This window comes from Rubrivivax sp. A210 (assembly GCF_904426505.1).
Lineage (GTDB): Bacteria > Pseudomonadota > Gammaproteobacteria > Burkholderiales > Burkholderiaceae_C > Rubrivivax.
In genome coordinates this window covers 87,878-110,506 of the sequence record NZ_CAJGBN010000023.1, presented here as the reverse complement: position 1 = coordinate 110,506, position 22,629 = coordinate 87,878, and the positions used below count along the sequence as shown (strand labels likewise).

The window sequence follows — 22,629 nt, the reverse complement described above, 5'->3', positions numbered from 1 at the left end:
GGCCCGCCGGTCATTCCGACGTGAAGATGGACCCCAGGCGTTCCATGCGTTCGAGTGCCATGCCGCAACCGCGCACCACGCAGGTCAGCGGGTCTTCGGCCACCAGCACCGGCAGGCCGGTTTCCTCGGCCAGCAGGCGGTCGAGGTCGCGCAGCAGCGCGCCGCCGCCGGTGAGCATCATGCCGCGCTCGGCGATGTCGGCGCCCAGTTCGGGCGGCGTCTGCTCGAGCGCGTTCTTGACCGCGCTGACCATCTGGTTGAGCGGGTCGGTCAGGGCCTCGAGGATCTCGTTGCTGCTGATCGTGAAGCTGCGCGGCACGCCCTCGCTGAGGTTGCGGCCCTTGACCTCGATTTCCTTGACCTCGCTGCCGGGGAAGGCGCTGCCGATGGTCTTCTTGATCATCTCGGCGGTGGGCTCGCCGATCAGCATGCCGTAGTTGCGGCGGATGTAGTTGATGATGGATTCATCGAACTTGTCGCCGCCGACGCGGATGCTGCCCTTGTAGACCATGCCGCCGAGGCTGATCACGCCCACCTCGGTGGTGCCGCCGCCGATGTCGACGACCATCGAGCCCGAGGCCTCGCTCACCGGCAGGCCGGCACCGATGGCCGCGGCCATCGGTTCCTCGATCAGGTAGACATCGCTGGCACCGGCGCCGAGCGCCGATTCGCGGATGGCGCGGCGCTCGACCTGGGTGCTGCCGCAGGGCACGCAGATGATGATGCGCGGGCTGGGCCGCAGCACCGAGCGCGGGTGCACCATCTTGATGAACTGCTTGAGCATCTGCTCGGTGACGGTGAAGTCGGCGATCACGCCGTCCTTCATCGGGCGAATGGCCTCGATGTTGCCCGGCACCTTGCCGAGCATGGCCTTGGCTTCCTTGCCGACGGCCTGGATGGTTTTCTTGCCTTGCGGCCCGCCTTCATGGCGGATGGCCACCACCGAAGGCTCGTCGAGCACGATGCCTTTGCCGCGCACGTAGATCAGCGTGTTGGCGGTGCCGAGGTCGATGGCCAGGTCGGTGGAGAAATAGCGGCGCAGGGAGGCGGCGAACATGGATGGGCTTGTCGGGCTTGGCGCTCGTGGCGGGGGCTGGGGCGGCGGCGCTGCCGGTGCAGGCTGTGCTGCGCTTGCAGGGGCGACGGCCGGGCCGGGACCGCGGGCGCGGGGTCTGTGGGTGTTCGGGTGCTTGCCTAGGGGGCGGTCTAGGGCCGGGGTAGGGTCGTGCTGCAGCTCTAAGCCTGCAAGGCGGCGAGGATAAGCCCCGCCGCACCACCGGCCCGAGGGCTTGCGGGTAACCAGAGATAATAACGTATCCGTATGAAGCATCCGGGGCGCCCGCGTCCCCGCCGCCGCCAGCCGCGGCGCTCAAAACCCTGCAAAAAATGGCCCTGACCCCCCAGGAAGTGAGCCGCATCGCCCATCTGGCGCGGCTCGAACTCTCGGCCGCTGAAGAAGCGACCATGCTCGACCAGCTCAACGGCTTCTTCGGCATCGTCGAGCAGATGCGCGCCGTCGACACGCGCGGCGTCGAGCCGCTTTACACGCCGCTGTCGGCCCTGCATGCCGTCGGCCTGCGCCTGCGCGACGACGCCGTCACCGAGGCCGACGGCCGTGACGCCAACCAGAAGAGCGCGCCGGCCGTCGAAGAAGGCCTCTTCCTCGTGCCCAAGGTGATCGAATGAGCGGCGCCACCCCCTTCACCACCCTGGGCGTGGCTGCGCTGGCGCGTGCGCTGGCCGCACGCGAGGCCTCCAGCACCGAGGTGACGCAGGATCTGCTGGCGCGCATCGAAAGCCACCGTGGTCTCGGCGCCTTCCTGGCCGTCGGCGCCGAGGCCGCCCTGAGCCAGGCGCAGGCCGCCGATGCGCGCATCGCGCGTGGCGAGGCCGGGCCGCTGACCGGCGTGCCCATCGCGCACAAGGACATCTTCGTCACCGACCACGCGCGCACCGGCCTGGCCTCTACAGCCGGATCGAAGATGCTGGCCGGCTATGCCAGCCCCTTCGACGCCACTGTGGTGGCACGCCTGGGGTCCGGTGAGCCGGGCCGCGGCCCGGGGGCAGGCATGGTGACGCTGGGCAAGCTCAACTGCGACGAGTTCGCGATGGGTTCGTCCAACGAGAACTCGGCCTTCGGCCCGGTGGCCAACCCCTGGGACGCCACGCGCGTGCCCGGCGGCTCGTCGGGCGGCAGCGCCGCCGCGGTGGCGGCGCGCCTGGTGCCGGCCGCCACCGGCACCGACACCGGCGGCTCCATCCGCCAGCCGGCCAGCTTCTGCGGCATCACCGGCATCAAGCCCACTTATGGCGTGTGCTCGCGCTACGGCATGGTCGCCTTCGCCTCCAGCCTGGACCAGGCCGGCCCGATGGCGCGCAGCGCCGAGGACTGCGCCCTGCTGCTGTCGGCGATGGGCGGCTTCGACCCGCGCGACGCCACCAGCGCCGAGCGTCCGCCGCAGGACTACGCGGCGCTGATGCGGGCCCCGCGCGAGGGCGCCAGTGCCGCCCGGCCGCTGGCCGGCCTGCGCATCGGGCTGCCGCGCGAGTTCTTCCCCGCCGGCCTGTCCGGCGAGGTGAACCTGGCCGTGCGCGGCGCGCTGGCCGAACTGGAAAAGCTGGGTGCCACCTTGGTGGACGTGAGCCTGCCGCGCACCGAGCTGTCGATACCGGTCTACTACATCATCGCGCCGGCCGAGGCCAGCTCCAACCTGGGCCGCTTCGACGGCGTCAAGTTCGGCCACCGCGCGGCGCAGTACCGCGATCTGATGGACATGTACAAGAAGACGCGCGCCGAGGGCTTTGGCCCCGAGGTCAAGCGCCGCATCATGATCGGCACCTATGTGCTGAGCCACGGCTACTACGACGCCTACTACCTGCAGGCGCAGAAGCTGCGCCGCATGATCGCCGACGACTTCCAGGCCTGCTTCGCCAGCTGCGACCTCATCGCCGGCCCGGTGGCGCCCTCGGTGGCCTGGAAGATAGGCGAGCAGGGCGACGATCCGCTGCAGGCCTACCTGGCCGACATCTTCACGCTGCCGGCCAGCCTGGCCGGACTGCCCGGCATGAGCGTGCCGGCCGGCTTCGGCGCCCAGGGCCTGCCGGTGGGCCTGCAGCTCATCGGCAATTATTTCGACGAGGGCCGCCTGCTCCATGCGGCGCACGCGCTGCAGCAGGCCACCGATTTCCACACCCGCGCACCGGCGGGCTATTGAGATGAACAGCAGCCCCCTGATCCGCGGTTACGAGGTCGTCATCGGCCTCGAGACCCATGCCCAGCTCAGCACCGCGAGCAAGATCTTCAGCGGCGCCGCCACCGCCTTCGGTGCCGCGCCCAACACCCAGGCCTGCGCGGTGGACCTGGCCCTGCCGGGCACGCTGCCGGTGATGAACCGCGGCGCCGTCGAACGCGCCATCCAGTTCGGCCTGGCGGTGCGAGCCTTGGTGGCGCCGTTGTCGATCTTCGCGCGCAAGAACTACTTCTACCCCGACCTGCCCAAGGGCTACCAGATCAGCCAGTACGAGATCCCGGTGGTGCAGGGCGGGCGCGTCGAATTCGTGCTCGACGGCGAGAAGCGCACGGTGCGGCTCACGCGCGCCCATCTGGAAGAAGACGCGGGCAAGAGCCTGCACGAGGACTTCGCCGGCCAGACCGGCATCGACCTCAACCGAGCCGGCACGCCGCTGCTGGAGATCGTCTCCGAGCCCGACATGCGTTCGGCGGCCGAGGCGGTGGAATACGCCAAGGCGCTGCACGCCCTGGTCGTCTGGCTGGGCATCTGCGACGGCAACATGCAGGAAGGCAGCTTCCGCTGCGACGCCAATGTCAGCGTGCGCCGCCCCGGCGCCGAGCTGGGCACGCGGCGCGAGATCAAGAACCTCAACAGCTTCCGCTTCCTGCAGCAGGCCATCGATTTCGAGGTGCAGTGGCAGATCGACCGCGTCGAGGACGGCCTGCCCATCGAGCAGGCGACGGTGCTCTTCAACCCCGACACCGGCGAGACGCGGGCGATGCGCAGCAAGGAAGACGCGCACGACTACCGCTACTTCCCCGACCCCGACCTGCCGCCGCTGCTGATCGCCCCCGAGTGGGTGGAGCGCGTGCGCGCCGAGCTGCCCGAGCTGCCGGCTGCGATGGCGGCGCGCTTCCAGCGCGACGACGGCCTGCCGGCCTATGACGCGGCGATGATGACGCAGAGCCGGGCCTTCGCGCGCTTCTACGAGGCCGTGCGCGACGGCTGCGCCAACCCCAAGCTGGCCGCCAACTGGCTGATGGGCGAGCTGAGCAAGCGGCTGAACGCCGAGGGCCGCGAGATCGCTGCCGTGGCGCTGGCGCCGGCCACGCTGGCGGCGCTGATCCGCCGCGTCGCCGACGGCACGGTGTCGCACAACGGCGCGCGCCAGGTCTTCGATGCGCTGTGGGCTGGCGACACGGTCGATGTCGATGCCGTCGTCGACAGCCTGGGCCTGCGCCAGATGAACGACGCCGGCGCGCTCGAGACCATCGTCGACGCAGTGCTTGCCGCCAATGCCAAGAGCGTCGAGGAATTCCGCGCCGGCAAGGACAAGGCCTTCAACGCCCTCGTCGGGCAGGTCATGAAGGCCAGCAAGGGCAAGGCCAATCCGGCCCAGGCCGGCGAACTGCTGCGCCGGCGCCTGGGCGGCGGCTGACCGCTCAGCGGCGCGGCGCGCTCGCCGGCGGCCGGCTCGCCGGCACATGCGGCGCCGGCAGCGGGCCCAGCGAGCCGGGTGGCGCTCCGTTCCACAGGCGGCGCAGGCGGTCGAGCTCGGCGTCGTAGATCTTGTTGATGCGGCCCAGCTCGGACTCCTGGTTCGCGGCCGACGAGCGCTGCGCCTCGACCGAGGCGTCGTTGGCGTCCAGCGCCGACTTGAGCTTGGGCGGCAGCGCGCGACCGAGGTAGAACTCGGCCTCGTCGACCAGGGGCTTGCGGTCAAAGGCCAGCTCGCGCAGCCGGATCTCGGTGGCCTTCATCGCGATGCGCACCGTGTCCAGCGCCGCCTCGCGCGCCTTGGCGTGCGCCGCCTCGTTGGGGTAGCGCGCCATCAGGTTGCGGTCGCGCCGCACGGCGTCGGCCTGGGCGGCGCGCGCCTCGGCCGCGGCGCGTTCGCGCGCCTCCTGCTCGGTGCGCTCCTCGGCCGTCAGCGTGGGCGGGATCACCGCGCGCAGTGATCCGTCGCGGTTGAGCAGTTGCTGCTCTTTCGCAGCGCAGGCGGCGATGGGGCGGTCGGCGGTGAGGCGGTGGCCCTTGTCATCGATGCAGGTGTAGATGCCGGTCGCCGGCGGCGCCGCCTGGGCCGCCACCGCACCCGCCAGGGCCAGGCCGCCGGCCAGCATCCTGCTCAGGACGGGCCGGGCGAGCTTGGGACGGGCCTCGGGCATCGCCTCAGACTCCGTAGCGGTCGCGGTAGGCCGCCACCGGGCCGGCGTAAGCGGCCAGGGCCGGGTCGGCGCTGGCGCGCAGATAGGCCAGCAGGTCGGCCAGCGTGGCAATCGCCGAGACGCGCAGCTGCAGCTCGCGCGACACGTACTGCACGGCGCTGAAAGGCGCGTCCTGGCCGTTCTCGGTGGCGCGCTCCTGGCGGTCGAGCGCGATGGCCACGGTGCTGGGTCGGGCACCGGCGGCGGCGATGAGGGCGATCGATTCGCGCACCGAGGTGCCGGCCGAGATCACGTCGTCGATGATCAGCACGCGGCCGGCCAGCGGCGCCCCCACCAGCAGGCCACCCTCGCCGTGGTCTTTCGCTTCCTTGCGGTTGTAGGCGAAGGGCAGGTTGTGGCCGTGCCGTGCCAGCTCTACTGCCACCGCGGCGGCCAGCGTGATGCCCTTGTAGGCGGGGCCGAACAGCATGTCGAAGCCGAGATCGGCGCCGTCGGCCTCGGCGAGCAGGCGCCGTGCATAGAATTCCGCCAGTCGGCCGAGCCGGGCGCCGTCATTGAAGAGGCCGGCATTGAAGAAATAGGGCGACAGCCGCCCGGCCTTGGTCTTGAACTCGCCGAAGCGCAGCACGCCCGCGCACACGGCGAATTCGACGAACGCCTGCGCCAGCCCAGGTCCGGGTGCGGTGCTCATCTCGCTAGAGGGGTCAGTCTTGGCATTCCGGCTCGTCACACTCAACCTCAATGGCATCCGTTCAGCGGCCAGCAAGGGCTGCGCCGAATGGGCGGCCGGTGCGGCAGCGGATTGTATGGGGGTGCAGGAGATCAAGGCCCAGGCCGACGATGTGGCGGGCCGCTTCGACCGCATCGCCGGCATGGCGGGCCATTTCCACTACGCCCAGAAGAAGGGCTACTCGGGCGTCGGCCTCTACACGCGCTCCGAGCCCAGCGAGGTCATCACCGGCATCGCCAGCCCCGAATTCGACGCCGAGGGGCGCTGGGTCGAGTTGCGCTATGACAAACCCGGCCGCAAGCTCAGCATCGTCAGCTGCTACTTTCCCAGCGGCAGCTCGGGCCCCGAGCGCCAGGAGGCCAAGTTCCGCTTCCTCGACCTGATCTACCCCCACCTGCTGGCGCTGAAGGCCGGGCGCGAGTTCATCCTGGTGGGCGACGTCAACATCGCCCACAAGGAAGCCGACCTCAAGAATTGGCGCAGCAACCAGAAGAACTCGGGCTTCCTGCCCGAGGAGCGTGCCTGGATGACCCGGCTGCTCGGCGAAGCGGGGTTGGTGGACGTCTACCGGCGCCTGCACCCCGACACCACCGACGCCTGCTACACATGGTGGAGCAACCGCGGCCAGGCCTATGCCAACAACGTCGGCTGGCGGCTGGACTACCACCTTGCCACGCCGGCGCTGGCCGAGCACGCCCAGGTGGCGGCCATCTACAAGGCGCAGAAGTTCAGCGACCACGCGCCGCTGACCATCGACTACGGCTTCAGCCTTTGAGGGCGGGTGGGTAGGGGCTGCGTCAACCACGGTGACGCTGCTTGTGGCCGTGGCCGCAGGGCGCGCTGACGCAGGCGCAGGAATCGAGCCGACCTCATTGCGGTGGACAAGGCAGGCTCCGCGCCCTGGTGCGGTGGGCCGCTCAGGCTCAGAATGCGGCCTCCTGGTCGAGGGAGCACGCGATGACTCAGTTGGGCGAACTGGCGTTCACTTCCGGCGTGAAAAGCCTTGACGGCAAGTGCCCATTTTGTGCGGCAGATTCGACGGCTGACGAGAAACTCGAGATCGAGAATGATTCTTCCGAGCTGGGTGACCATATCGAGGATCAGTACAAGGAACTGAACTTCCGCATCAGCGCCAACGGATTCGGCGTTGGGCACCGATTCAGGCTTGCCACCGCCACGGTTGAGGAAAGCTACGAGATTTCTGCCGACGCGAGCGCCGCCGAGGTCGTGGGCGAGTACAGCCTGAACGCGCATCACATCATTCCGGGCAATGCGTCCTTCAGGGAGGTGCCCGAACTTCACCAGTACATGGCGGCTACCGTCGAGGTCTACAGCTGTCGCTACCGCAAGCTACGCCACCATGCCAAGGCTGCCAGATTCAAGAAGGTACACACGCATCGCGTCGGCGCGGCGCGGGTGACGGTGACATCCCGTGCGGCGCCGTCGAGGACCGGGCTGGAAAAGCGGGAGAAGCTGGTGACGACGACATGCGCCGGCCGCAAGGGCAAAGTGAACTACGACATCAACGAAGCGGCCAATGGCGTCTGGTTGCCCTCGAACTACGCGATAGCCAACTGGTCGTCGCTGGCTGAAGCCGACCGGCTGGCGTTCGCAAAGATGGCCATGAAGAAATTCAAGGTTCAGTTTCACGATGCGCACCCAAACTACTCGATCAGCGTTGCGGAGGAAATGCGCTTCATCGTCAAGAAAATCGACGATGCGGCCCACCGATGCCAGGACGGCGACTGTGGCGGAAAAGGCGGAAACCATCTCCAGGTGGCCACCTACATTCCGAAGATACTGAGCCGTCTGGCGCGACTCATCAAGACCCACAGGCTGACAGCCCGCAAGTCACGCGCCTTCGACGAAAAGTGGTTGACGTCACGCCTTGCGCAGGGCTTCAGGCTCAAGTAGCCACACGGCGGAATCAGGAGCCTGGAACATGAGGTACTACCAACTCTGGTCAAACCTTGCCGAGGGCGATGCCATACCGGGGCCGGCGCCCGAGGTGCCGGCGGCACTGACCAATTGGGTGGGCGGTGTGCCTTGGGCCATCCCGGTGCCGGCGCCGTTCGAGCTGACGCTGCGCCAACCGGGTCGCCTGCTCGACTTCTACTACGCACCGATTCCGGTGATGCGCACTGATCTGTACCAGGCCTTGCTGGCCGCGGGCATCGACAATCTGGTGGCCTATCCGGCACGGATCACCAATCCCCTGACCGGCGAGGTCTGGATTGATCGCGTGGTCGTCAATGTGGTCGGCCGCGTCGAAGCCGTTGACCGCCAGCGCTCGCGCGGGGAACGGCTGTCGGATGAATTCGACGCTGGCGAGTTCTTCGACGAACTGGTCATCGACGAATCCAGGGCGCGGGGGGTACACATGTTCCGGCTTGCGGAGAACCTGAGCTACTGGGTGGCGAGCGAACGCGTGCGCGAGGTCGTGCTTGCTCATCCCCACCACAGCGGGGCCGCTTTCTCGCCGCTTTTCGCAACGCCGCCTGACGGTGGCGAAGGCGACGACGAGGATTTCGAGCCTTACGACGCCTGACGCAGGGAGTCTGCCGCGCTCGGATGGCTCCCGCTGCGCCGCACCAGAGCCTGGCCGCGCCACGGCCGCCCTGCCCCGCTCACCGCAGCTTGAACACCGCCACCGCGTGTACGAGCTGCTGTGCCTGCTGGCTCAGGCTGTCTGCCGCGGCGGCTGATTGCTCCACCAGGGCCGCGTTCTGCTGTGTGGCCTGGTCCATCTGGCCGACGGCCTGGTTGACCTGCTGCACGCCCTGGCTCTGCTCGCGCGTGGCGTGGTCGATCTCGCCCATCAGGGCCGAGACGCGCTGGATGGCCTGCACCACCTCCTGCATGGTGGTGCCGGCCTCGTCGACCAGGCCCGAGCCGGTCTCGACCTGGGCCACGCTGGCGCCGATCAGCGCCTTGATCTCGCGCGCCGCCTCCGCGCTGCGCTGGGCCAGCGCGCGCACTTCGGCGGCGACGACGGCGAAGCCGCGGCCCTCGGCGCCGGCGCGGGCCGCCTCGACGGCGGCGTTGAGCGCCAGGATATTGGTCTGGAAGGCAATGCCGTCGATGACGCCGATGATGTCGACGATGCGCTTTGAGCTGGCGTCGATGCCCTTCATGGTCTCGATCACGCGCGCCACCACGGCGCCGCCGCGCGCCGCCACCTCGCTGGCGCCGCGGGCCAGTGTGTTGGCCTCGCGGGCATGGTCGGCGTTTTGCGTCACCGCGGCGCCGAGCTGGTCCATCGAGGCCGCGGTTTCCTCCAGCGTCGATGCCTGTATCTCGGTGCGCTGCGACAGGTCGGCGTTGCCGCTGGCAATCTGTTGTGCGCCGGTGGCGATGTTGTCGGCGGCCAGGCGCACATCGGTCACCAGCTTCTCGAGGCTGGTACACATGCGGTTCAGCTCGCGCAGCAGGTCGGCCACTTCGTCGTGGCCGCGCGAATCGGCATGCGTGGTCAGGTCGCCGGCGGCGACGCCGCGGGCGAAGTCCAGCGCCTGGGCCAGAGGCCGCTTGAGCGAAGTGATGAGCCAGCCGCCCGCGGCCAGCGCCAGCAGCGCCGCCGCCAGCCCGGCGCCCAGCGCCAGCCAGCGCGTGGTGGCGATGAGGGCGGTGTTGGCAGCCTCGGCCGCGCGCACGCTCTCGATCTGGTGCGCGTCGAGCTTGGCCAGCGCGCCCAGGAAGGGTGCCAGCATGGGAATCATCTCCTCGTCGGCGGCAAAGGCGGCTTCGGCCTGCTTGCCGGCCTGGACGAGGTCGACGATGTGCTTGACGCCGGCGCGGTAGATCGCCTGGCGCTTGCGGATGTCGGCGATCAGGGTCTTGCCCTCGTCCGAGCCGGTCATCGCCTGTTCCATGGCTGCCAGGCCGGTGTCGATGCGCTGGTCGCGCTCGGCCATCTCCTTGCGCAGCCGCGCCTGCTGCTCGCTTCCGGGCGCCAGCAGCAGCACCATGCTGGCGATGGCGTTGTCCTTGGCCATCAGGTGCAGCGCCGATGACTGGCCCTGCAACTGCACGCCGAGGCCCATGCGGGCGGCGGCGTCGGCGCTGCGCGACAGGCTCACCACCACCACCACCACCAGGGCAGTGATGGTCAGCAGCACCGCGCCGAAGGCGGCGGCGACGCGGGGCCCGATCTTCAGGTCGAGCAGCGACATGCTTGAACTCCTGCGGTTGCCGCGCCGCCGGGCGGGCCGGCGCGAGGGGTCGTGGCTCAGCCGCCCAGCTCACCCACCAGCTGCTGGCACTTGGTGATGCGTTCCTTTTGCACGCCGCCTGCGATCTTGCGCGCCTCCTCGTCCTTGCCGGCCAGGATGGCGGGCACCAGCTCGGTCTCGCGCGTCTTCTTGAAGGCGTTCCAGGTCTCGACCAGCTCCTTGAACTGCGCCTCCTTGCCGGCGGCGGGCTTGAGCTTGGTGAGGGCCGCGCTCACCGCGTCGGCCGTGTCCTTGACCACCTTCTGGTGGTCGGCGCCGCGCTTGTCCTTGTTGACCAGCATCGTCACCAGCGATTCACGGGCGGCGCTGAGCTTGGTGCGCAGGTCGGCAAAGTCCTGCGCCTGGGCGCTGGCGCACAGGCCGGCCAGGGCCACGAATGCAACTGCCAAAAGCTTCTTCATAGCGGTCTTGCTCCTTTGTGCCCTTTATCGGTGCGGCCGGCGCGAAACTTGAGCCCAACGCGCGAACTACACTGCGGCGCGCCGCCAGCGGGGCGGCTTGCAGGAGACAGCCATGATCGGTTACGTGACCTTGGGCACCAATGACCTGCCGCGCGCCGCGGCCTTCTACGACGCCTTGCTTGGCGGCATCGGCGCCAAGCGCCTGTGGGAGTTCGACCGCGGCATCGCCTGGGGCGTGACGATGGAACAGCCCAGCCTGGCCGTGATGACGCCTTTCGACGGCCAGCCGGCCACGCGCGGCAACGGCACCATGGTGGCCCTGGTCGTGCAGACGCGGGCCCAGGTCGACGCGCTGCACAAGAAGGCGCTGGAACTGGGCGCCAACGACGAGGGCGCGGCCGGTCCGCGCGGCGACAGCTTCTACGGCGGCTATTTCCGCGATCTCGACGGCAACAAGCTCAATTTCTTCTGCATGGGCGCCGCCGCCGCCGGCTGATCGATGCCGGCCACCGCGGCCCATTGCGCCACCCCTGTCCGAGGAAAGCCCCGATGAACGCACCCACCCGCACCGCCGAAGCCGCCGCGCTGGCCGCCTATGCCGACGAGGCCTGGGACGAACGCATCGTGCCGGCCCTCACCGATTACATCGCGGTGCCGGCCAAGAGCCCGATGTTCGACGCCGCCTGGGCCGAGCTGGGCCTCATCGACCGCGTCGTGCGCGACGCCGCGGCCTGGGTCGAGGGCCGGCGCGTCGCCGGCCTGAAGCTGGAAGTGCTGCGCCTGCCCGGCCGCACGCCGCTGATCTTCTTCGACATCCCGGCCACCCGGGCCGGCAGCGGCGACACCGTGCTGCTCTACGGCCACCTCGACAAGCAGCCCGAGTTCAACGGCTGGCGCGCCGACCTCGGCCCCTGGACGCCCAAGTACGAGGGCGGCCTGCTCTACGGCCGCGGCGGCGCCGACGACGGCTATGCGGTCTACGCCGCCATCACCGCCATCGAGGCGCTGGATCGCCAGGGCATCGCGCGGCCGCGCTGCGTGGGCCTGATCGAGACCAGCGAGGAAAGCGGCAGCCCCGACCTGCCGGCCTACATCGACGTGCTGCGCCCGCGCCTGGGCCAGGTCGGCCTGGTGGTCTGCCTGGACAGCGGCGCCGGCAACTACGACCAGCTGTGGCTGACGACCAGCCTGCGCGGCATGGTCAGCGGCGTGCTCAAGGTCGAGATCCTCACCGAGGGCGTGCATTCGGGCGATGCCAGCGGCCTGGTGCCGAGCAGCTTCCGCATCCTGCGCCTGGTGCTCGACCGGCTGGAAGACAGCAAGAGCGGCGAGCTGCTGCCCGAAAGCTTCCACTGCGCCATTCCGGCTGCGCGCATCGTGCAGGCGCAGGCCACGGCGGCCATCCTCGGCGACGAGGTCTGGAAGCGCTTTCCCTGGGCCTGCGGCGCCGACGGCGGCCCGGCCCTGCCCACCACCACCGACCCGGTGCAGGCCCTTCTCAACCGCACCTGGCGGCCTACGCTCAGCGTCACCGGCGTCGACGGTTTCCCTGAGCTTTCAAACGCCGGCAATGTGCTGCGGCCCTACACCGCCTTCAAGCTCAGCCTGCGCCTGCCGCCGCTGGTGGATGGCAACGAGGCCAGCCTGCGCCTGAAGACCCTGCTGGAAGACAACGCGCCCTACAACGCCCGCGTCACCTTCCACCCCGACGGCCGCGCCGGTGCCCTGGGTGCCAGCGGCTGGGACGCGCCGGAACTTGCGCCCTGGCTGCACGGCGCGCTCGACGCCGCGTCCAACGCCCACTTCGGCGCCCCCGTGGGCTTCATCGGCCAGGGCGGCACGATCCCGCTGATGAGCATGCTGGCCAAGGGATTTCCGAAGGCGCAGATGATGGTCTGCGGCGTGCTGGGCCCCAAGAGCAATGCCCATGGCCCCAATGAGTTCCTGCATGTGCCCTATGGCAAGCGGCTCACGGCTGCGGTGGCACAGGTGATCGCGGCCTGCCCCTGAGCGCGCCCACGATGACCACCAGCCCCGGCACGGCGATCATCAGCCAGATGATGGTCGACAGGTTCGCCTTCACCCAGGGGATGTTGCCGAACAGGTAACCGGCCAGCGTCAGGCTGCACACCCACAGCGTGCCGCCGCTGACGTCATAGAACGTGAACTTGCGGCGCGTCATCTGCGCCACGCCGGCGACGAAGGGCGCGAAGGTGCGCAGGAAGGGCATGAAGCGCGCCAGCACGATGGTGATGCCGCCGTACTGCTCGTAGAAGGCGTGCATGCGGTCGAAGGCCTCGCGGTTGAACCAGCGCGACTTGGGCCAGGCGAAGACGCGCGGGCCGATGCGCCGGCCTATGGCGTAGTTGGTCTGGTTGCCCAGGATGGCCGCCGCGGTGAGCAGCAGCATCGCCAGCGGCAGGCTCATCAGGCCCAGCCCGCACAGCGCGCCCACCACGAAGAGCAGCGAATCGCCGGGCAGGAAGGGCATCACGACGACGCCGGTCTCGATGAAGATGATGGCGAACAGCAGTGCATAGACCCAGCCGCCATAGGCCTGCACGAAGTCCGACAGGTGGCGGTCGACGTGCAGCACGAAATCGAGCAGGAAGGGCAGGATGTCCATCGTCTAGAAGGTGAAGCCGGCGTCGACCCGCGCGCCCGACATCGGCTCGATCAGGCGCAGCAGCGGCTTGAGTGGCGCATAGCGCAGTGCCACTCGGCTGGCGTGGTTGAAGAGGCCTTGCAGCTCGGCCGCATCGACCCCGCCTGCGGCCTCGCCACCGTGTTTGCGGCGGCACAGCGCGCCTATCAGCCCAAGGTGGCGCAGCAGCCCGGCCCATTCGAAGCCGCGCCAGAACTCGCCGAAGTCGGCGTCCACCGGCAGCCCGGCGCGGCGTGCCTGCTGCCACCAGCGCACGGCCCAGTCCAACTCCTGCTCCTCGGGCCAGGCCAGGCTGCCGTCGCGCAGCAGCGAGACCAGGTCGTAGGCGATGGGGCCGGCCGCAGCCCGATCGAAGCCCAGGACGGTGGGGCCTGGCGTGGTGACGTGCAGCTGGCGCGGCGCAAAGTCGCCGTGCATGGCCACCACCGGCTGGGCCAGGGCGCTGTCGATGAGGCGAGTGCTCACGCGCTGCCAGATGGCCTGCTCGGCCGCGCTCCAGGTCTTGCCGTGTTCGCATTCCACGCACCAGGTGGGGAAGAGCGCCAGTTCGCGCTGCAGCCGCGCCTCGTCGCAGGGTGGCAGCAAGTCCGCCGACACGGTCTGCTGAAGCCGCACCAGCCCAGCCAGGGCTGCGCGCATCAGGCGCTCGACCTCAGGGGCATCGGCTTGTTGCTGGGCCTGTTGCAGCGCTTGCAGATAGCGGGGGCCGGCCGGGGTGTCTGCCGGCACGAAGGCCAGTTCGGTGTCGGCGCCATGCCGCAGCCCGACGTCCGCCAGCCAGCGCTCGAAAGCGGCCTGGCGCGCGGCATCGGCCCAGGTGACGCTGGCGGCTGCAACCCTCATGGATAATCCATTCTACAAAGGGGCTGGCCGCTGCCCGCCCCGTGACAACAAGGGTCCGTCTACCGCATGCGCATCCCCTCGCTGGCCCTGGCCGCCGGCCTGCTGGCGGCCGGTGGCTGGGCCAGCGGCCAGGTCGCCCCACCCTCGCCCAAGTCCGCGCCCAAGTCCATGCCGCTGCAGCCCAGCACCGGCCTGCAATCCCTGCCGCGCGGCGACGCGGCGCGGCAGCTGCCCATCGTGCTGCGCGCGCAGAGCATCGCCAGCCAGCCCGATCTGGAGACCGTCGCCGAAGGCGATGTCGAGTTCCGCCGCGGCACGCTGGACATCCGCGCCGACCGCCTGTCCTACGACATGGCGCGCGACCTGGCGCGCGCCAGCGGCGATGTGCGCGCCCGCCGCGACGGCGCCGTCTATTCCGGCCCCGCGCTTGAGCTGCGCGTGCAGCGCTTCGAGGGCTTCTTCCTCCAGCCCGAGTTCGAGTTCCAGCGCCTGGGGGCCGGTGGCAGCGCGGCGCGCATCGACTTCCTGGAAAGCGGCCGCGCACGCGCCACCGACGCGCAGTACACGAGCTGTCGCCGCGATGGCCCCGACGAGCCCGACTGGGTGCTGCGCGCCAAGAGCGTGACGCTGGATTTCGACGCCAACGAGGGCGTCGCCGAGGGCGCCGTGCTGCGCTTCCTGGGCGCGCCCATCCTGGCGCTGCCGACCTTCAGCTTTCCGCTCGACGACTCGCGCCGCTCGGGTTGGCTGCCGCCGTCGATCAACATCGACAACCGCAGCGGCGTGATGCTTTCGGTGCCCTATTACTGGGACATCGCGCCCAACCGCGACATGACGCTGGCGCCGCGCGTGATGGCCCGGCGCGGCCTCGGGCTTGAGACCGAGCTGCGCTACCTGGAGCCCGCGCTGGAAGGCTCGCTGGCGCTGGACTGGCTGTTTCGTGACCGCCTCACCGGCAGCGCCCGCCACGCACTGCGCTGGCAGCACGAGGGCAGCGCCTGGGACGGCCTGCGCTACAGCGCCGATGTGGCGCGCGTGTCGGACGCCCAGTGGTGGAAGGATTTCCCCAGCGCCAGCCGCAGCTTCACGCCGCGTCTGCTGCCGGCGCGCCTGGGCGTTGAATGGCCCTTCGAGCTGGCGGCCAGCCAGGCCCTGGCCTATGCGCGCAGCCTGCGCTGGCAGCTGGCGCAGGCTGCCGACAGCTTTGTGGCCTCGCCCTACGAGCGCAGCCCTCAGCTGGGCCTGCGCCTGGGCGGCGAGGCCGGCGGCTGGCAGTACAGCGCCGAAACCGAATACAACCGCTTCACCTTGCCCCAGGGCCAGGAATTGAGCACGGCGCGCCCGGCGGGCGAGCGCTGGCATGTGCTCGCCCAGCTGAGCCGGCCGCTGCGCGAGCCGGGCTGGTGGCTGGTGCCGCGGCTGTCGGTCAACGCCGCCCACTACCAGGGCCTGGCGCCGGGCAGCGCCAGCCAGCGTGCCGGCCGCGTCATTCCAACCTTCAGCCTCGACGCAGGCTTCGAGCTGGAGCGCCGCACCGAGCTTTTCGGCCGCGCGCTGCACCAGACGCTGGAGCCGCGCCTGCTGTACGTCGACACGCCCTACCGTGCCCAGAGTCAGCTGCCCAACTACGACTCGGCGGCCAAGGACTTCAACTTCGTCTCGCTCTATTCCGACAACGCCTTCTCGGGCATCGACCGCGTCGCCGATGCCCAGCAGCTCACCGCCGGCTTCACCACCCGCCTGGTCGACGCGGTGAGCGGCGCCGAGGCCTTGCGCCTGGGCCTGGTGCAGCGCTACCTGCTGCGCACCCAGCGCGTCGCCGCTCAGGCCGACGGCACGCCCGACGGCGAACCGCTCAAGCAGCGCCTGTCGGACGCGCTGCTGGTAGGCTCGACCAGCGTGCTGCCCTCGTGGACGCTGGACGCAGCGCTGCAATACAGCCCCGACAGCCAGCGCTCGGTGCGCACCATCGTCGGCGCGCGCTATTCGCCCGGCCCCTTTCGCACCGTCAGCACCACCTACCGGCTGGCGCGCGATCTCTCCGAGCAGCTCGAGCTGGGCTGGCAATGGCCGGTCTTCCGTGGCGGCGGCAAGTCCGGCAGCTGCGGCGGCAACTGGTACTCGGTCGGCCGCATCAACTACAGCCTCAAGGACAGCCGCATGACCGATGCGGTGATCGGCGCCGAATACGATGCCGGCTGCTGGATAGGGCGCATCGTCGCCGAGCAGTTGTCCACCGGGCGCAGCGAGGCGACGACGCGGCTGCTGCTGCAGCTGGAGCTGGTCGGGCTGTCGCGCATCGGGTCCAACCCGCTCAAGGTCTTGAAGGACAATATCCCCGGCTACCGGCTGCTGCGCGAAGAGCGCGGCGCCGAAGCTTCGTCGCCAGGATCGCCTGGCGACCCCACCGTGTCGCCCTCGCCATGACCCCATATTCCCGCCGCCGGCCCCGTCCGGTGGACCTTGCCCTTGCCCTTGCGGTGATGATTGCGGCCGCCGCCGGGCCCGCGGCCGCAGCGCCGGAGCGAGACGTGCGCAATGGCGACTACATCGCCGCGGTCGTCAACCAGGAACTGGTCACCGCGGGCGAGGTGCAGCGCCGCCTCGAGCGCGCCCAGGCTGAGGCCGGGCGCAGCGGCGCACGGCTGCCGCCCGAGAGCGACTTGCGCCGCCAGGCGCTCGATTCGTTGATCGACGAGCGCGCGATGATCAGCTCTGCACGCGACAGCGGCATGAAGGTCGACGACGTCGAACTCGACCGCGCGGTGCAGAACATCGCGCAGCAGAACCAGGTCTCGCTCGAGGTGCTGCGCCAGCGCTTGCGCGACGAGGGCATGGACTACTTGCGCTTCCGCGCCAACCTGCGCGACCAGATCCTGATCGAGCGGCTGCGCGAGCGCGAGGTCTACCAGCGCATCCGCATTGGCGACGAAGAGATCGAGAAGCTGCTGGAAAGCCAGCGCCAGGTGGCGCAGGCCCAGGCCGAGACGAATCTGGCGCAGATTCTCGTGTCCGTGCCCGAGGGCGCCGACGCCGCCGCCGAGGCGGCGCGTCGCGCCGTCGCCGAGGCCGTACTCGCCCGCGTGCTGGGCGGCGAGGCCTTCGATGCCGTGGCCAAGGAGGTCTCGGAAGACGCCAACCGCGCCCGCGGCGGCGAAATCGGCGCGCGTCCGGCCTCGCGCCTGCCCGATGCCTTCGTCGAGTCCACGCGCGGCCTCGAGGTCGGTGCCGTGACGCCCAGGCTGCTGCGCACCGGCGCCGGCTTCCACATCCTCAAGGTGCTGGCGCGCAAGGATGGCGGCGTGGGCCGCATCACGCAGACGCGCGCCCGCCATGTGCTGCTGCGCGTCTCGCCCCAGCTCACGCCCGAGCTGGCCGCGCGCCGGCTTGCCGAGTACAAGCGTCAGATCGAGGACGGCAGCAAGACATTCGAGGACATCGCGCGCCAGTACAGCGAAGACGGCTCGGCCGCCGGCGGCGGTGATCTGGGCTGGGCGTCGCCCGGCATGATGGTGCCGGAGTTCGAGGCGGCGATGAACGAGCTGGCCATCGGCGGCCTCTCGGCGCCGCTGGTCTCGCGCTTCGGCGTCCACCTGATCCAGGTGCTCGAACGCCGCGAGGCCGCGCTCGAACCCAAGCAATTGCGCGAACAGGCGCGCAATGTGCTGCGCGAGCAGAAGTTCGACCAGGCCTATGCCGACTGGGCCAAGGAGCTGCGTTCGCGCGCCTACGTCGAGTTGCGCGAGCCGCCGCAATGAAGGCGGCGTGAAGCACATCGCGCGCAAGCGCTTCGGCCAGCACTTCCTGGCCGACGAGGCGGTGATCGACGGCATCGTGCGCGCCATAGCCCCGCAGCCGGGCCAGGCGCTGGTGGAGATAGGCCCCGGCCTCGGCGCGCTCACCGGCCCGCTGCGCGAGCGCTGCGGCGAGCTCACCGTGATCGAGCTCGACCGCGATCTTGCGGCGCGGCTGCGCCGCCAGCCGGGTCTGACGGTGATCGAGGCCGATGTGCTGAAGGTTGATTTCGTGGCGCTGGCCGCCGGCCGGCCGCTGCGCGTGGTGGGCAACCTGCCCTACAACATCTCCACGCCCATCCTCTTCCACCTGCTGCAGGCCTGCCACACGGTGCAGGACCAGCACTTCATGCTGCAGAAGGAGGTGGTCGAGCGCATGGCCGCGGCGCCGGGCAGCAAGGACTACGGGCGGTTGTCGGTGATGCTGCAGTGGCGCTACCGCATCGAGGACGTGCTCGACGTGCCGCCTGAGGCCTTCGAGCCGCCGCCGCGCGTCGATTCGGCCGTGGTGCGCATGGAGCCGCTGCCGCTTGACGCCACGGTGGACGCAGCCCGGCTGTCGGCGCTGGTTACCGCCGCCTTCTCGCAGCGGCGCAAGATCCTGCGCCACACGCTGGGGCGCTGGATCGCAGACCAGGGCCTCACCACCGACTTCGACCTGCAGCGGCGGGCCGAGGAAGTGCCGGTGAGCGAGTACCTGGCCTTGGCGCGCCTGCGCTGAAGCAACGGATCGGCGCCAGGCAGCAAAAAGGCCCGCGCTAGCGCGGGCCTTTTGCGTGAACTGCCGCCAGCTTTACGCGGCGTTGAGCCAGGCCGCGGTATCGAAGGCGCTGCTCATCATCGGCATGTTCATGCCGAAGTTGGGGTTGGTGCCGTTCTTCGGCACGACCTTGACCGCCGGCTTCGCCGCTGCAGTCGTCTGGGCCACCTCGGTAGCCCGCTCCCATGACCCGATTTCCTGGGAGCGGGCTACTGAAAAGAATAGAAACACCTGAATGGTATTCGTCGTTCGCCCCAGAACTCGGCGGCGTCGCGGAAGACCTCGAGCAACTGCTCACGGGCCTCGCGATCAAAGCGCGGGTTGTCGGGCAGTTGTTCGAGCACGACCACGAAGCCCGGCTGCTGGCCGGCCTTGTTGACGAGGTCGGTCATGCAATCGAAGAGTGCGTCGAGGTTCTTGCCGAAGTGCGCCGGGAACAGGAAGGACTGGGCGATGCCGTCGAGCGCGTCCTGCTTGGTCTGCGCCGCGGAAAGATTGGCGTAGAGAAAATGCTGCCCCGCAGCCTCGGCCGACTGCATCAGGTCATCGACCCGATAGGCCCTGATGGCCTGCACGAGATTGGGGCGGATGGTCTGCAACTCCATGGTCGCGATCCTCCTTGCGTAGCGATGGGATAGTGAGTGATCCGGGGCGACGATCATGGTTCAATGCGGCGGAAGCTCGCGTAGTGGTCGTCGGTGTAAAAGCAGGTTTCCGGGCGGGTCGGAGGAAGCCCGCCGCAGACGATTCGCCGGGCACCCCGGTTGCGAGCCCCGGGCGTGGTGACGGTGTATTCGCGGTACTGCCCGCGAGGCCGCGGCGGCAGCCGACGTTCGAAATTGCCGAAGACGCTGCCGTCCTTGGCGTAGGGGAAAGGCCCGCCGCCGAGTATCAATTGGTGCATGGTCTGCGCCTCGGCCGGCAGGCGTGCCAGGGCGACGGCCTGTTCAACTGCTGCCGGCGGCTTGGCCAGGGCAGGAACGGTCGCCAAGCCGGAGGCCAACGCCGTGGCCAGCCCCAACTTGAACAATGCCCGCCGCAGCTCGCTGCCCGACGGGACCAGACCGGTCCAGAACACGGGAGTACCCTGAAAGATCAAACCGCGATGGTACTGGAACCCCCCTAATAACTCAAGCCTCTGCCCAAAAATGGGGCAGAGTGCGAGGTTGATTAGTGGGCGCTTACATGGGCTTCAGGCGCATGCAAGCAAGCAGGCCGCAGCGGCCTCGGTGCGGTCAGATCGTCGTCCGGCTTCGTCCTGCGGACCGCGTCCGGCATGCAAGACATGCCGGACCCTTCGGCTGGCGCAGGTCAGGACGCAGGTCCTGATCTGCGTCCCGCCTCAGCATCCGCGACGGTGAGGGCGGTCATGTTGACGATGCGGCGCACCGTGGCCGAGGGCGTGAGGATGTGGACCGGCTTGTCGGCGCCCAGCAGCACCGGGCCGATGGCGATGCCGCCACCGGCCGCGGTCTTGAGCAGGTTGTACGAGATGTTGGCGGCGTCGATGTTGGGCAGCACCAGCAGGTTGGCCTCGCCGGTGAGCGTGCTGCCGGGCAGCACCTTGCGCCGCTCGGCGGCGTCGAGCGCGACGTCGCCGTGCATCTCGCCGTCGACCTCGAGCCAGGGCGCCTGCTCGCGCAGCAGGGCCAGGGTGCGGCGCATCTTCACGGCGCTGGGGTGTTCGCTGGTGCCGAAGTTGGAATGCGACAGCAGCGCGGCGCGCGGATGCAGGCCGAAGCGCATCATTTCTTCGGCGGCCATCACCGTGATCTCGCACAGCTCTTCGGCGCTGGGGTCGGCGTTGACGTGCGTGTCCACCAGGAAGACCTGGCGGCCCGGCAGCATGAGGGCGTTCATGCAGGCGTAGACCTGCACGTCCTGCGCCGTGCGCGGGCTGCCGCCCTGGCGCTTGCCGATCACCTGGTCGATGTATTGCAGGTGGCTGGCGGTCGTGCCCCAGGTGCCGCACAGCAGGCCGTCGACCTCGCCCTTGTGCAGCATCATGGCGCCAATCAGCGTGAGGCGGCGGCGCATCTCGATCTTGGCCATCTGCACCGACACGCCCTTGCGCTCGGTCATGCCGTGGTAGGTGGTCCAGAAATCGCGGTAGCGGTGGTCGTTCTCGACGTTGACCACGTCGTAGTCCAGGTCCTGCTTCAGGCGCAGGCCGAATTTCTCGACGCGCTGGGCGATCACCTCGGGCCGGCCGATCAGCGTGGGCCGTGCCAGGCCTTCGTCCACCACCACCTGGGCCGCGCGCAGCACGCGCTCTTCCTCGCCCTCGGCATAGGCCACGCGCTTGTTGAGCGCGCGCTTGGCTTGCGTGAAGATGGGCTTCATCGTCGTGCCCGAGGCGTAGACGAAGTCCTTGAGCTTCTCGCGGTAGGCCTCCAGGTCCTTGATGGGCCGCTGGGCCACGCCGGATTCGGCCGCGGCGCGCGCCACGGCCGGCGCGATCATCATCATCAGCCGGTGGTCGAAGGGCTTGGGGATCAGGTATTCGGGCCCGAAGGACAGCGTCACGCCGGCATAGGCGGCGGCCACCACGTCGCTCTGCTCGGCCTGCGCCAGTTCGGCGATGGCGTGTACCGCGGCGATCTCCATCGCATCGGTCACCGTGGTTGCGCCGCAGTCGAGCGCGCCGCGGAAGATGTAGGGGAAGCACAGGACGTTGTTGACCTGGTTCGGGTAGTCGGTGCGCCCGGTGGCCATGATGCAGTCCGGCCGCGCGGCCTTGGCCAGTTCGGGCGCGATCTCGGGCGTGGGGTTGGCCAGCGCAAACACCAGCGGCTGGGGCGCCATCTCGGCCAGCATCTCGGGCTTGAGCACGCCGGCGGCCGACAGGCCCAGGAAGATGTCGGCGCCCGGCAGCACCTCGGCCAACTTGCGCAAGGGCGTCGGCTGGGCGAAGAAGGCCTTGTCCTCGTCCATCAGCTCGGTGCGGCCCTGGTAGACCACGCCGGCCAGGTCGGTCACCCAGATGTTCTCGCGCCTGAGGCCCAGCTTGACCAGCAGGCCCAGGCAGGCCAGCGCGGCGGCACCGGCGCCGCTGGCCACCAGCTTGACCTTTGCGATGTCCTTGCCCACCACCTTGAGCGCGTTGAGCACCGCGGCGCCGACGACGATGGCCGTGCCGTGCTGGTCGTCGTGGAAGACCGGGATCTTCATGCGCTCACGCAGCTTGCGTTCGACGTAGAAGCAGTCCGGTGCCTTGATGTCCTCGAGGTTGATGCCGCCGAAGGTGGGTTCCATCGCGGCGATCACGTCGCACAGCTTGTCCAGGTTTCGCTCGTTGAGCTCGATGTCGAAGACGTCGATGCCGGCGAATTTCTTGAACAGCACCGCCTTGCCTTCCATCACCGGCTTGGCCGCCAGCGGGCCGATGTCGCCCAGGCCCAGCACCGCGGTGCCGTTGGTGACCACGCCCACGAGGTTGCCGCGTGCGGTGTAGCGGAAGGCGTTGGCCGGGTCGGCCACGATTTCCTCGCAGGCCGCCGCCACGCCGGGCGAGTAGGCCAGCGCCAGGTCGCGCTGGTTGATCATCTGCTTGGTGGCCGTGACCTGCAGCTTGCCCGGCGTCGGGAACTCGTGGTACTCGAGCGCGGCGCGGCGCAATTCATCGATCTTGTTCTGCGCCGGTACAGGGGGGGTGGACATGGTCGAGGTCTCCGTGGGCGCGCCAGCCAGGGCGGGGCGCGGATTGTAGGTGGGCAGTGTGCTCCCGGGCCGCTGCGGCGCCCATGCGCGAAACTGCGTAGCGGCGGCGCGCCGGGCGCGGCCAATACTTGCCGGGCCCTCGA

At 69.5% G+C, this 22,629-nt stretch carries 22 protein-coding genes; 11 read left to right on the top strand and 11 right to left on the bottom strand.

Going from position 1 to position 22,629, the window contains the following annotated elements; translation table 11 throughout:
* Positions 1-10: 10 nt before the first annotated feature.
* The gene (locus JMV16_RS14185) at positions 11-1,057 is read right to left on the bottom strand and encodes a rod shape-determining protein (protein WP_201494938.1); all 1,047 of its coding nucleotides are present in this window, start codon (positions 1,055-1,057) and stop codon (positions 11-13) included.
* A gap of 329 nt (positions 1,058-1,386) precedes the next feature.
* On the opposite strand from JMV16_RS14185, the gene gatC reads away from it, so the two are divergent.
* From gatC to gatB, 3 genes are read left to right on the top strand one after another with little or no spacing between them, the layout of a single operon-like run.
* Positions 1,387-1,686, top strand: coding sequence for an Asp-tRNA(Asn)/Glu-tRNA(Gln) amidotransferase subunit GatC (gene gatC / locus JMV16_RS14180; RefSeq protein ID WP_201494937.1), 300 nt, complete (start codon positions 1,387-1,389; stop codon positions 1,684-1,686).
* Positions 1,683-3,215, top strand: a complete 1,533-nt coding sequence (gatA, locus tag JMV16_RS14175; protein WP_201494936.1) for an Asp-tRNA(Asn)/Glu-tRNA(Gln) amidotransferase subunit GatA — start codon at positions 1,683-1,685, stop codon at positions 3,213-3,215. The genes gatC and gatA overlap by 4 nt, the downstream gene beginning before the upstream one ends.
* A 1-nt stretch (position 3,216) precedes the next feature.
* Complete coding sequence (gatB, locus tag JMV16_RS14170) at positions 3,217-4,671, top strand: Asp-tRNA(Asn)/Glu-tRNA(Gln) amidotransferase subunit GatB (RefSeq protein ID WP_201494935.1); 1,455 nt, start codon at positions 3,217-3,219, stop codon at positions 4,669-4,671.
* Positions 4,672-4,675: 4 nt separating this feature from the next.
* Here the strand turns inward: gatB and JMV16_RS14165 are convergent, their stop codons facing one another.
* A complete protein-coding gene (locus tag JMV16_RS14165) occupies positions 4,676-5,401 on the bottom strand; it encodes a hypothetical protein (protein WP_236580518.1) in 726 nt (241 codons plus the stop codon).
* A gap of 4 nt (positions 5,402-5,405) precedes the next feature.
* On the bottom strand, positions 5,406-6,092 hold the full coding sequence (gene pyrE, locus JMV16_RS14160; protein ID WP_201494934.1) for an orotate phosphoribosyltransferase: 687 nt from the start codon (positions 6,090-6,092) through the stop codon (positions 5,406-5,408).
* A 19-nt stretch (positions 6,093-6,111) separates the two neighbouring features.
* Here pyrE and JMV16_RS14155 point away from each other — a divergent pair, with 19 nt between their 5' ends.
* The 3 genes from JMV16_RS14155 to JMV16_RS14145 all read left to right on the top strand — a co-directional run bounded on the left by JMV16_RS14155 (position 6,112) and on the right by JMV16_RS14145 (position 8,679).
* On the top strand, positions 6,112-6,906 hold the full coding sequence (locus tag JMV16_RS14155; protein WP_201494933.1) for an exodeoxyribonuclease III: 795 nt from the start codon (positions 6,112-6,114) through the stop codon (positions 6,904-6,906).
* 182 nt (positions 6,907-7,088) lie between these two features.
* Positions 7,089-8,045, top strand: a complete 957-nt coding sequence (locus tag JMV16_RS14150; RefSeq protein ID WP_201494932.1) for an AHH domain-containing protein — start codon at positions 7,089-7,091, stop codon at positions 8,043-8,045.
* 28 nt (positions 8,046-8,073) lie between these two features.
* Entirely contained in the window at positions 8,074-8,679 is a 606-nt protein-coding gene (locus JMV16_RS14145; protein ID WP_201494931.1) for an imm11 family protein, read from the top strand.
* A gap of 79 nt (positions 8,680-8,758) precedes the next feature.
* Here JMV16_RS14145 and JMV16_RS24535 read toward each other — a convergent pair whose 3' ends face one another.
* Complete coding sequence (locus JMV16_RS24535) at positions 8,759-10,303, bottom strand: methyl-accepting chemotaxis protein (protein ID WP_310737104.1); 1,545 nt, start codon at positions 10,301-10,303, stop codon at positions 8,759-8,761.
* A gap of 56 nt (positions 10,304-10,359) precedes the next feature.
* Positions 10,360-10,764 carry a hypothetical protein gene (locus JMV16_RS14135; protein WP_201494930.1) on the bottom strand — a complete coding sequence of 135 codons (405 nt, stop codon included), beginning with the start codon at positions 10,762-10,764 and terminating at the stop codon, positions 10,360-10,362.
* Between the two features lie 112 nt (positions 10,765-10,876).
* Between JMV16_RS14135 and JMV16_RS14130 the strand changes: the two genes are divergently transcribed.
* Positions 10,877-11,260, top strand: a complete 384-nt coding sequence (locus JMV16_RS14130; RefSeq protein WP_201494929.1) for a VOC family protein — start codon at positions 10,877-10,879, stop codon at positions 11,258-11,260.
* 53 nt (positions 11,261-11,313) lie between these two features.
* Entirely contained in the window at positions 11,314-12,774 is a 1,461-nt protein-coding gene (locus JMV16_RS14125; protein WP_201494928.1) for a M20 family metallopeptidase, read from the top strand.
* Here the strand turns inward: JMV16_RS14125 and JMV16_RS14120 are convergent.
* Complete coding sequence (locus tag JMV16_RS14120; RefSeq protein ID WP_201494927.1) at positions 12,734-13,390, bottom strand: DedA family protein; 657 nt, start codon at positions 13,388-13,390, stop codon at positions 12,734-12,736. The genes JMV16_RS14125 and JMV16_RS14120 overlap by 41 nt on opposite strands.
* Positions 13,391-13,393: 3 nt before the next feature.
* Positions 13,394-14,272: an aminoglycoside phosphotransferase family protein gene (locus tag JMV16_RS14115; protein ID WP_201494926.1), complete on the bottom strand. Its 879-nt coding sequence runs from the start codon at positions 14,270-14,272 to the stop codon at positions 13,394-13,396.
* Between the two features lie 66 nt (positions 14,273-14,338).
* On the opposite strand from JMV16_RS14115, the gene JMV16_RS14110 reads away from it, so the two are divergent.
* Genes JMV16_RS14110 through rsmA form a run of 3 tightly spaced genes read left to right on the top strand, consistent with a single transcriptional unit; the run spans position 14,339 to position 18,787 of the window.
* Positions 14,339-16,699 carry an LPS-assembly protein LptD gene (locus JMV16_RS14110; protein ID WP_201494925.1) on the top strand — a complete coding sequence of 787 codons (2,361 nt, stop codon included), beginning with the start codon at positions 14,339-14,341 and terminating at the stop codon, positions 16,697-16,699.
* Positions 16,700-16,728: 29 nt separating this feature from the next.
* Positions 16,729-18,030, top strand: coding sequence for a peptidylprolyl isomerase (locus JMV16_RS14105; RefSeq protein ID WP_236580517.1), 1,302 nt, complete (start codon positions 16,729-16,731; stop codon positions 18,028-18,030).
* Positions 18,031-18,037: 7 nt separating this feature from the next.
* Positions 18,038-18,787: a 16S rRNA (adenine(1518)-N(6)/adenine(1519)-N(6))-dimethyltransferase RsmA gene (gene rsmA, locus JMV16_RS14100; protein WP_201494923.1), complete on the top strand. Its 750-nt coding sequence runs from the start codon at positions 18,038-18,040 to the stop codon at positions 18,785-18,787.
* Between the two features lie 72 nt (positions 18,788-18,859).
* Here the strand turns inward: rsmA and JMV16_RS24435 are convergent, their stop codons facing one another.
* The 4 genes from JMV16_RS24435 to JMV16_RS14085 all read right to left on the bottom strand — a co-directional run bounded on the left by JMV16_RS24435 (position 18,860) and on the right by JMV16_RS14085 (position 22,486).
* The gene (locus JMV16_RS24435; RefSeq protein WP_255511422.1) at positions 18,860-18,994 is read right to left on the bottom strand and encodes a hypothetical protein; all 135 of its coding nucleotides are present in this window, start codon (positions 18,992-18,994) and stop codon (positions 18,860-18,862) included.
* Positions 18,995-19,035: 41 nt separating this feature from the next.
* Positions 19,036-19,431: a barstar family protein gene (locus JMV16_RS14095; RefSeq protein ID WP_201494922.1), complete on the bottom strand. Its 396-nt coding sequence runs from the start codon at positions 19,429-19,431 to the stop codon at positions 19,036-19,038.
* Between the two features lie 53 nt (positions 19,432-19,484).
* A complete protein-coding gene (locus tag JMV16_RS14090) occupies positions 19,485-19,904 on the bottom strand; it encodes a ribonuclease domain-containing protein (RefSeq protein WP_411565032.1) in 420 nt (139 codons plus the stop codon).
* A 233-nt stretch (positions 19,905-20,137) separates the two neighbouring features.
* Positions 20,138-22,486, bottom strand: a complete 2,349-nt coding sequence (locus JMV16_RS14085) for an NADP-dependent malic enzyme (RefSeq protein WP_255511421.1) — start codon at positions 22,484-22,486, stop codon at positions 20,138-20,140.
* Positions 22,487-22,629 lie beyond the last annotated feature (143 nt).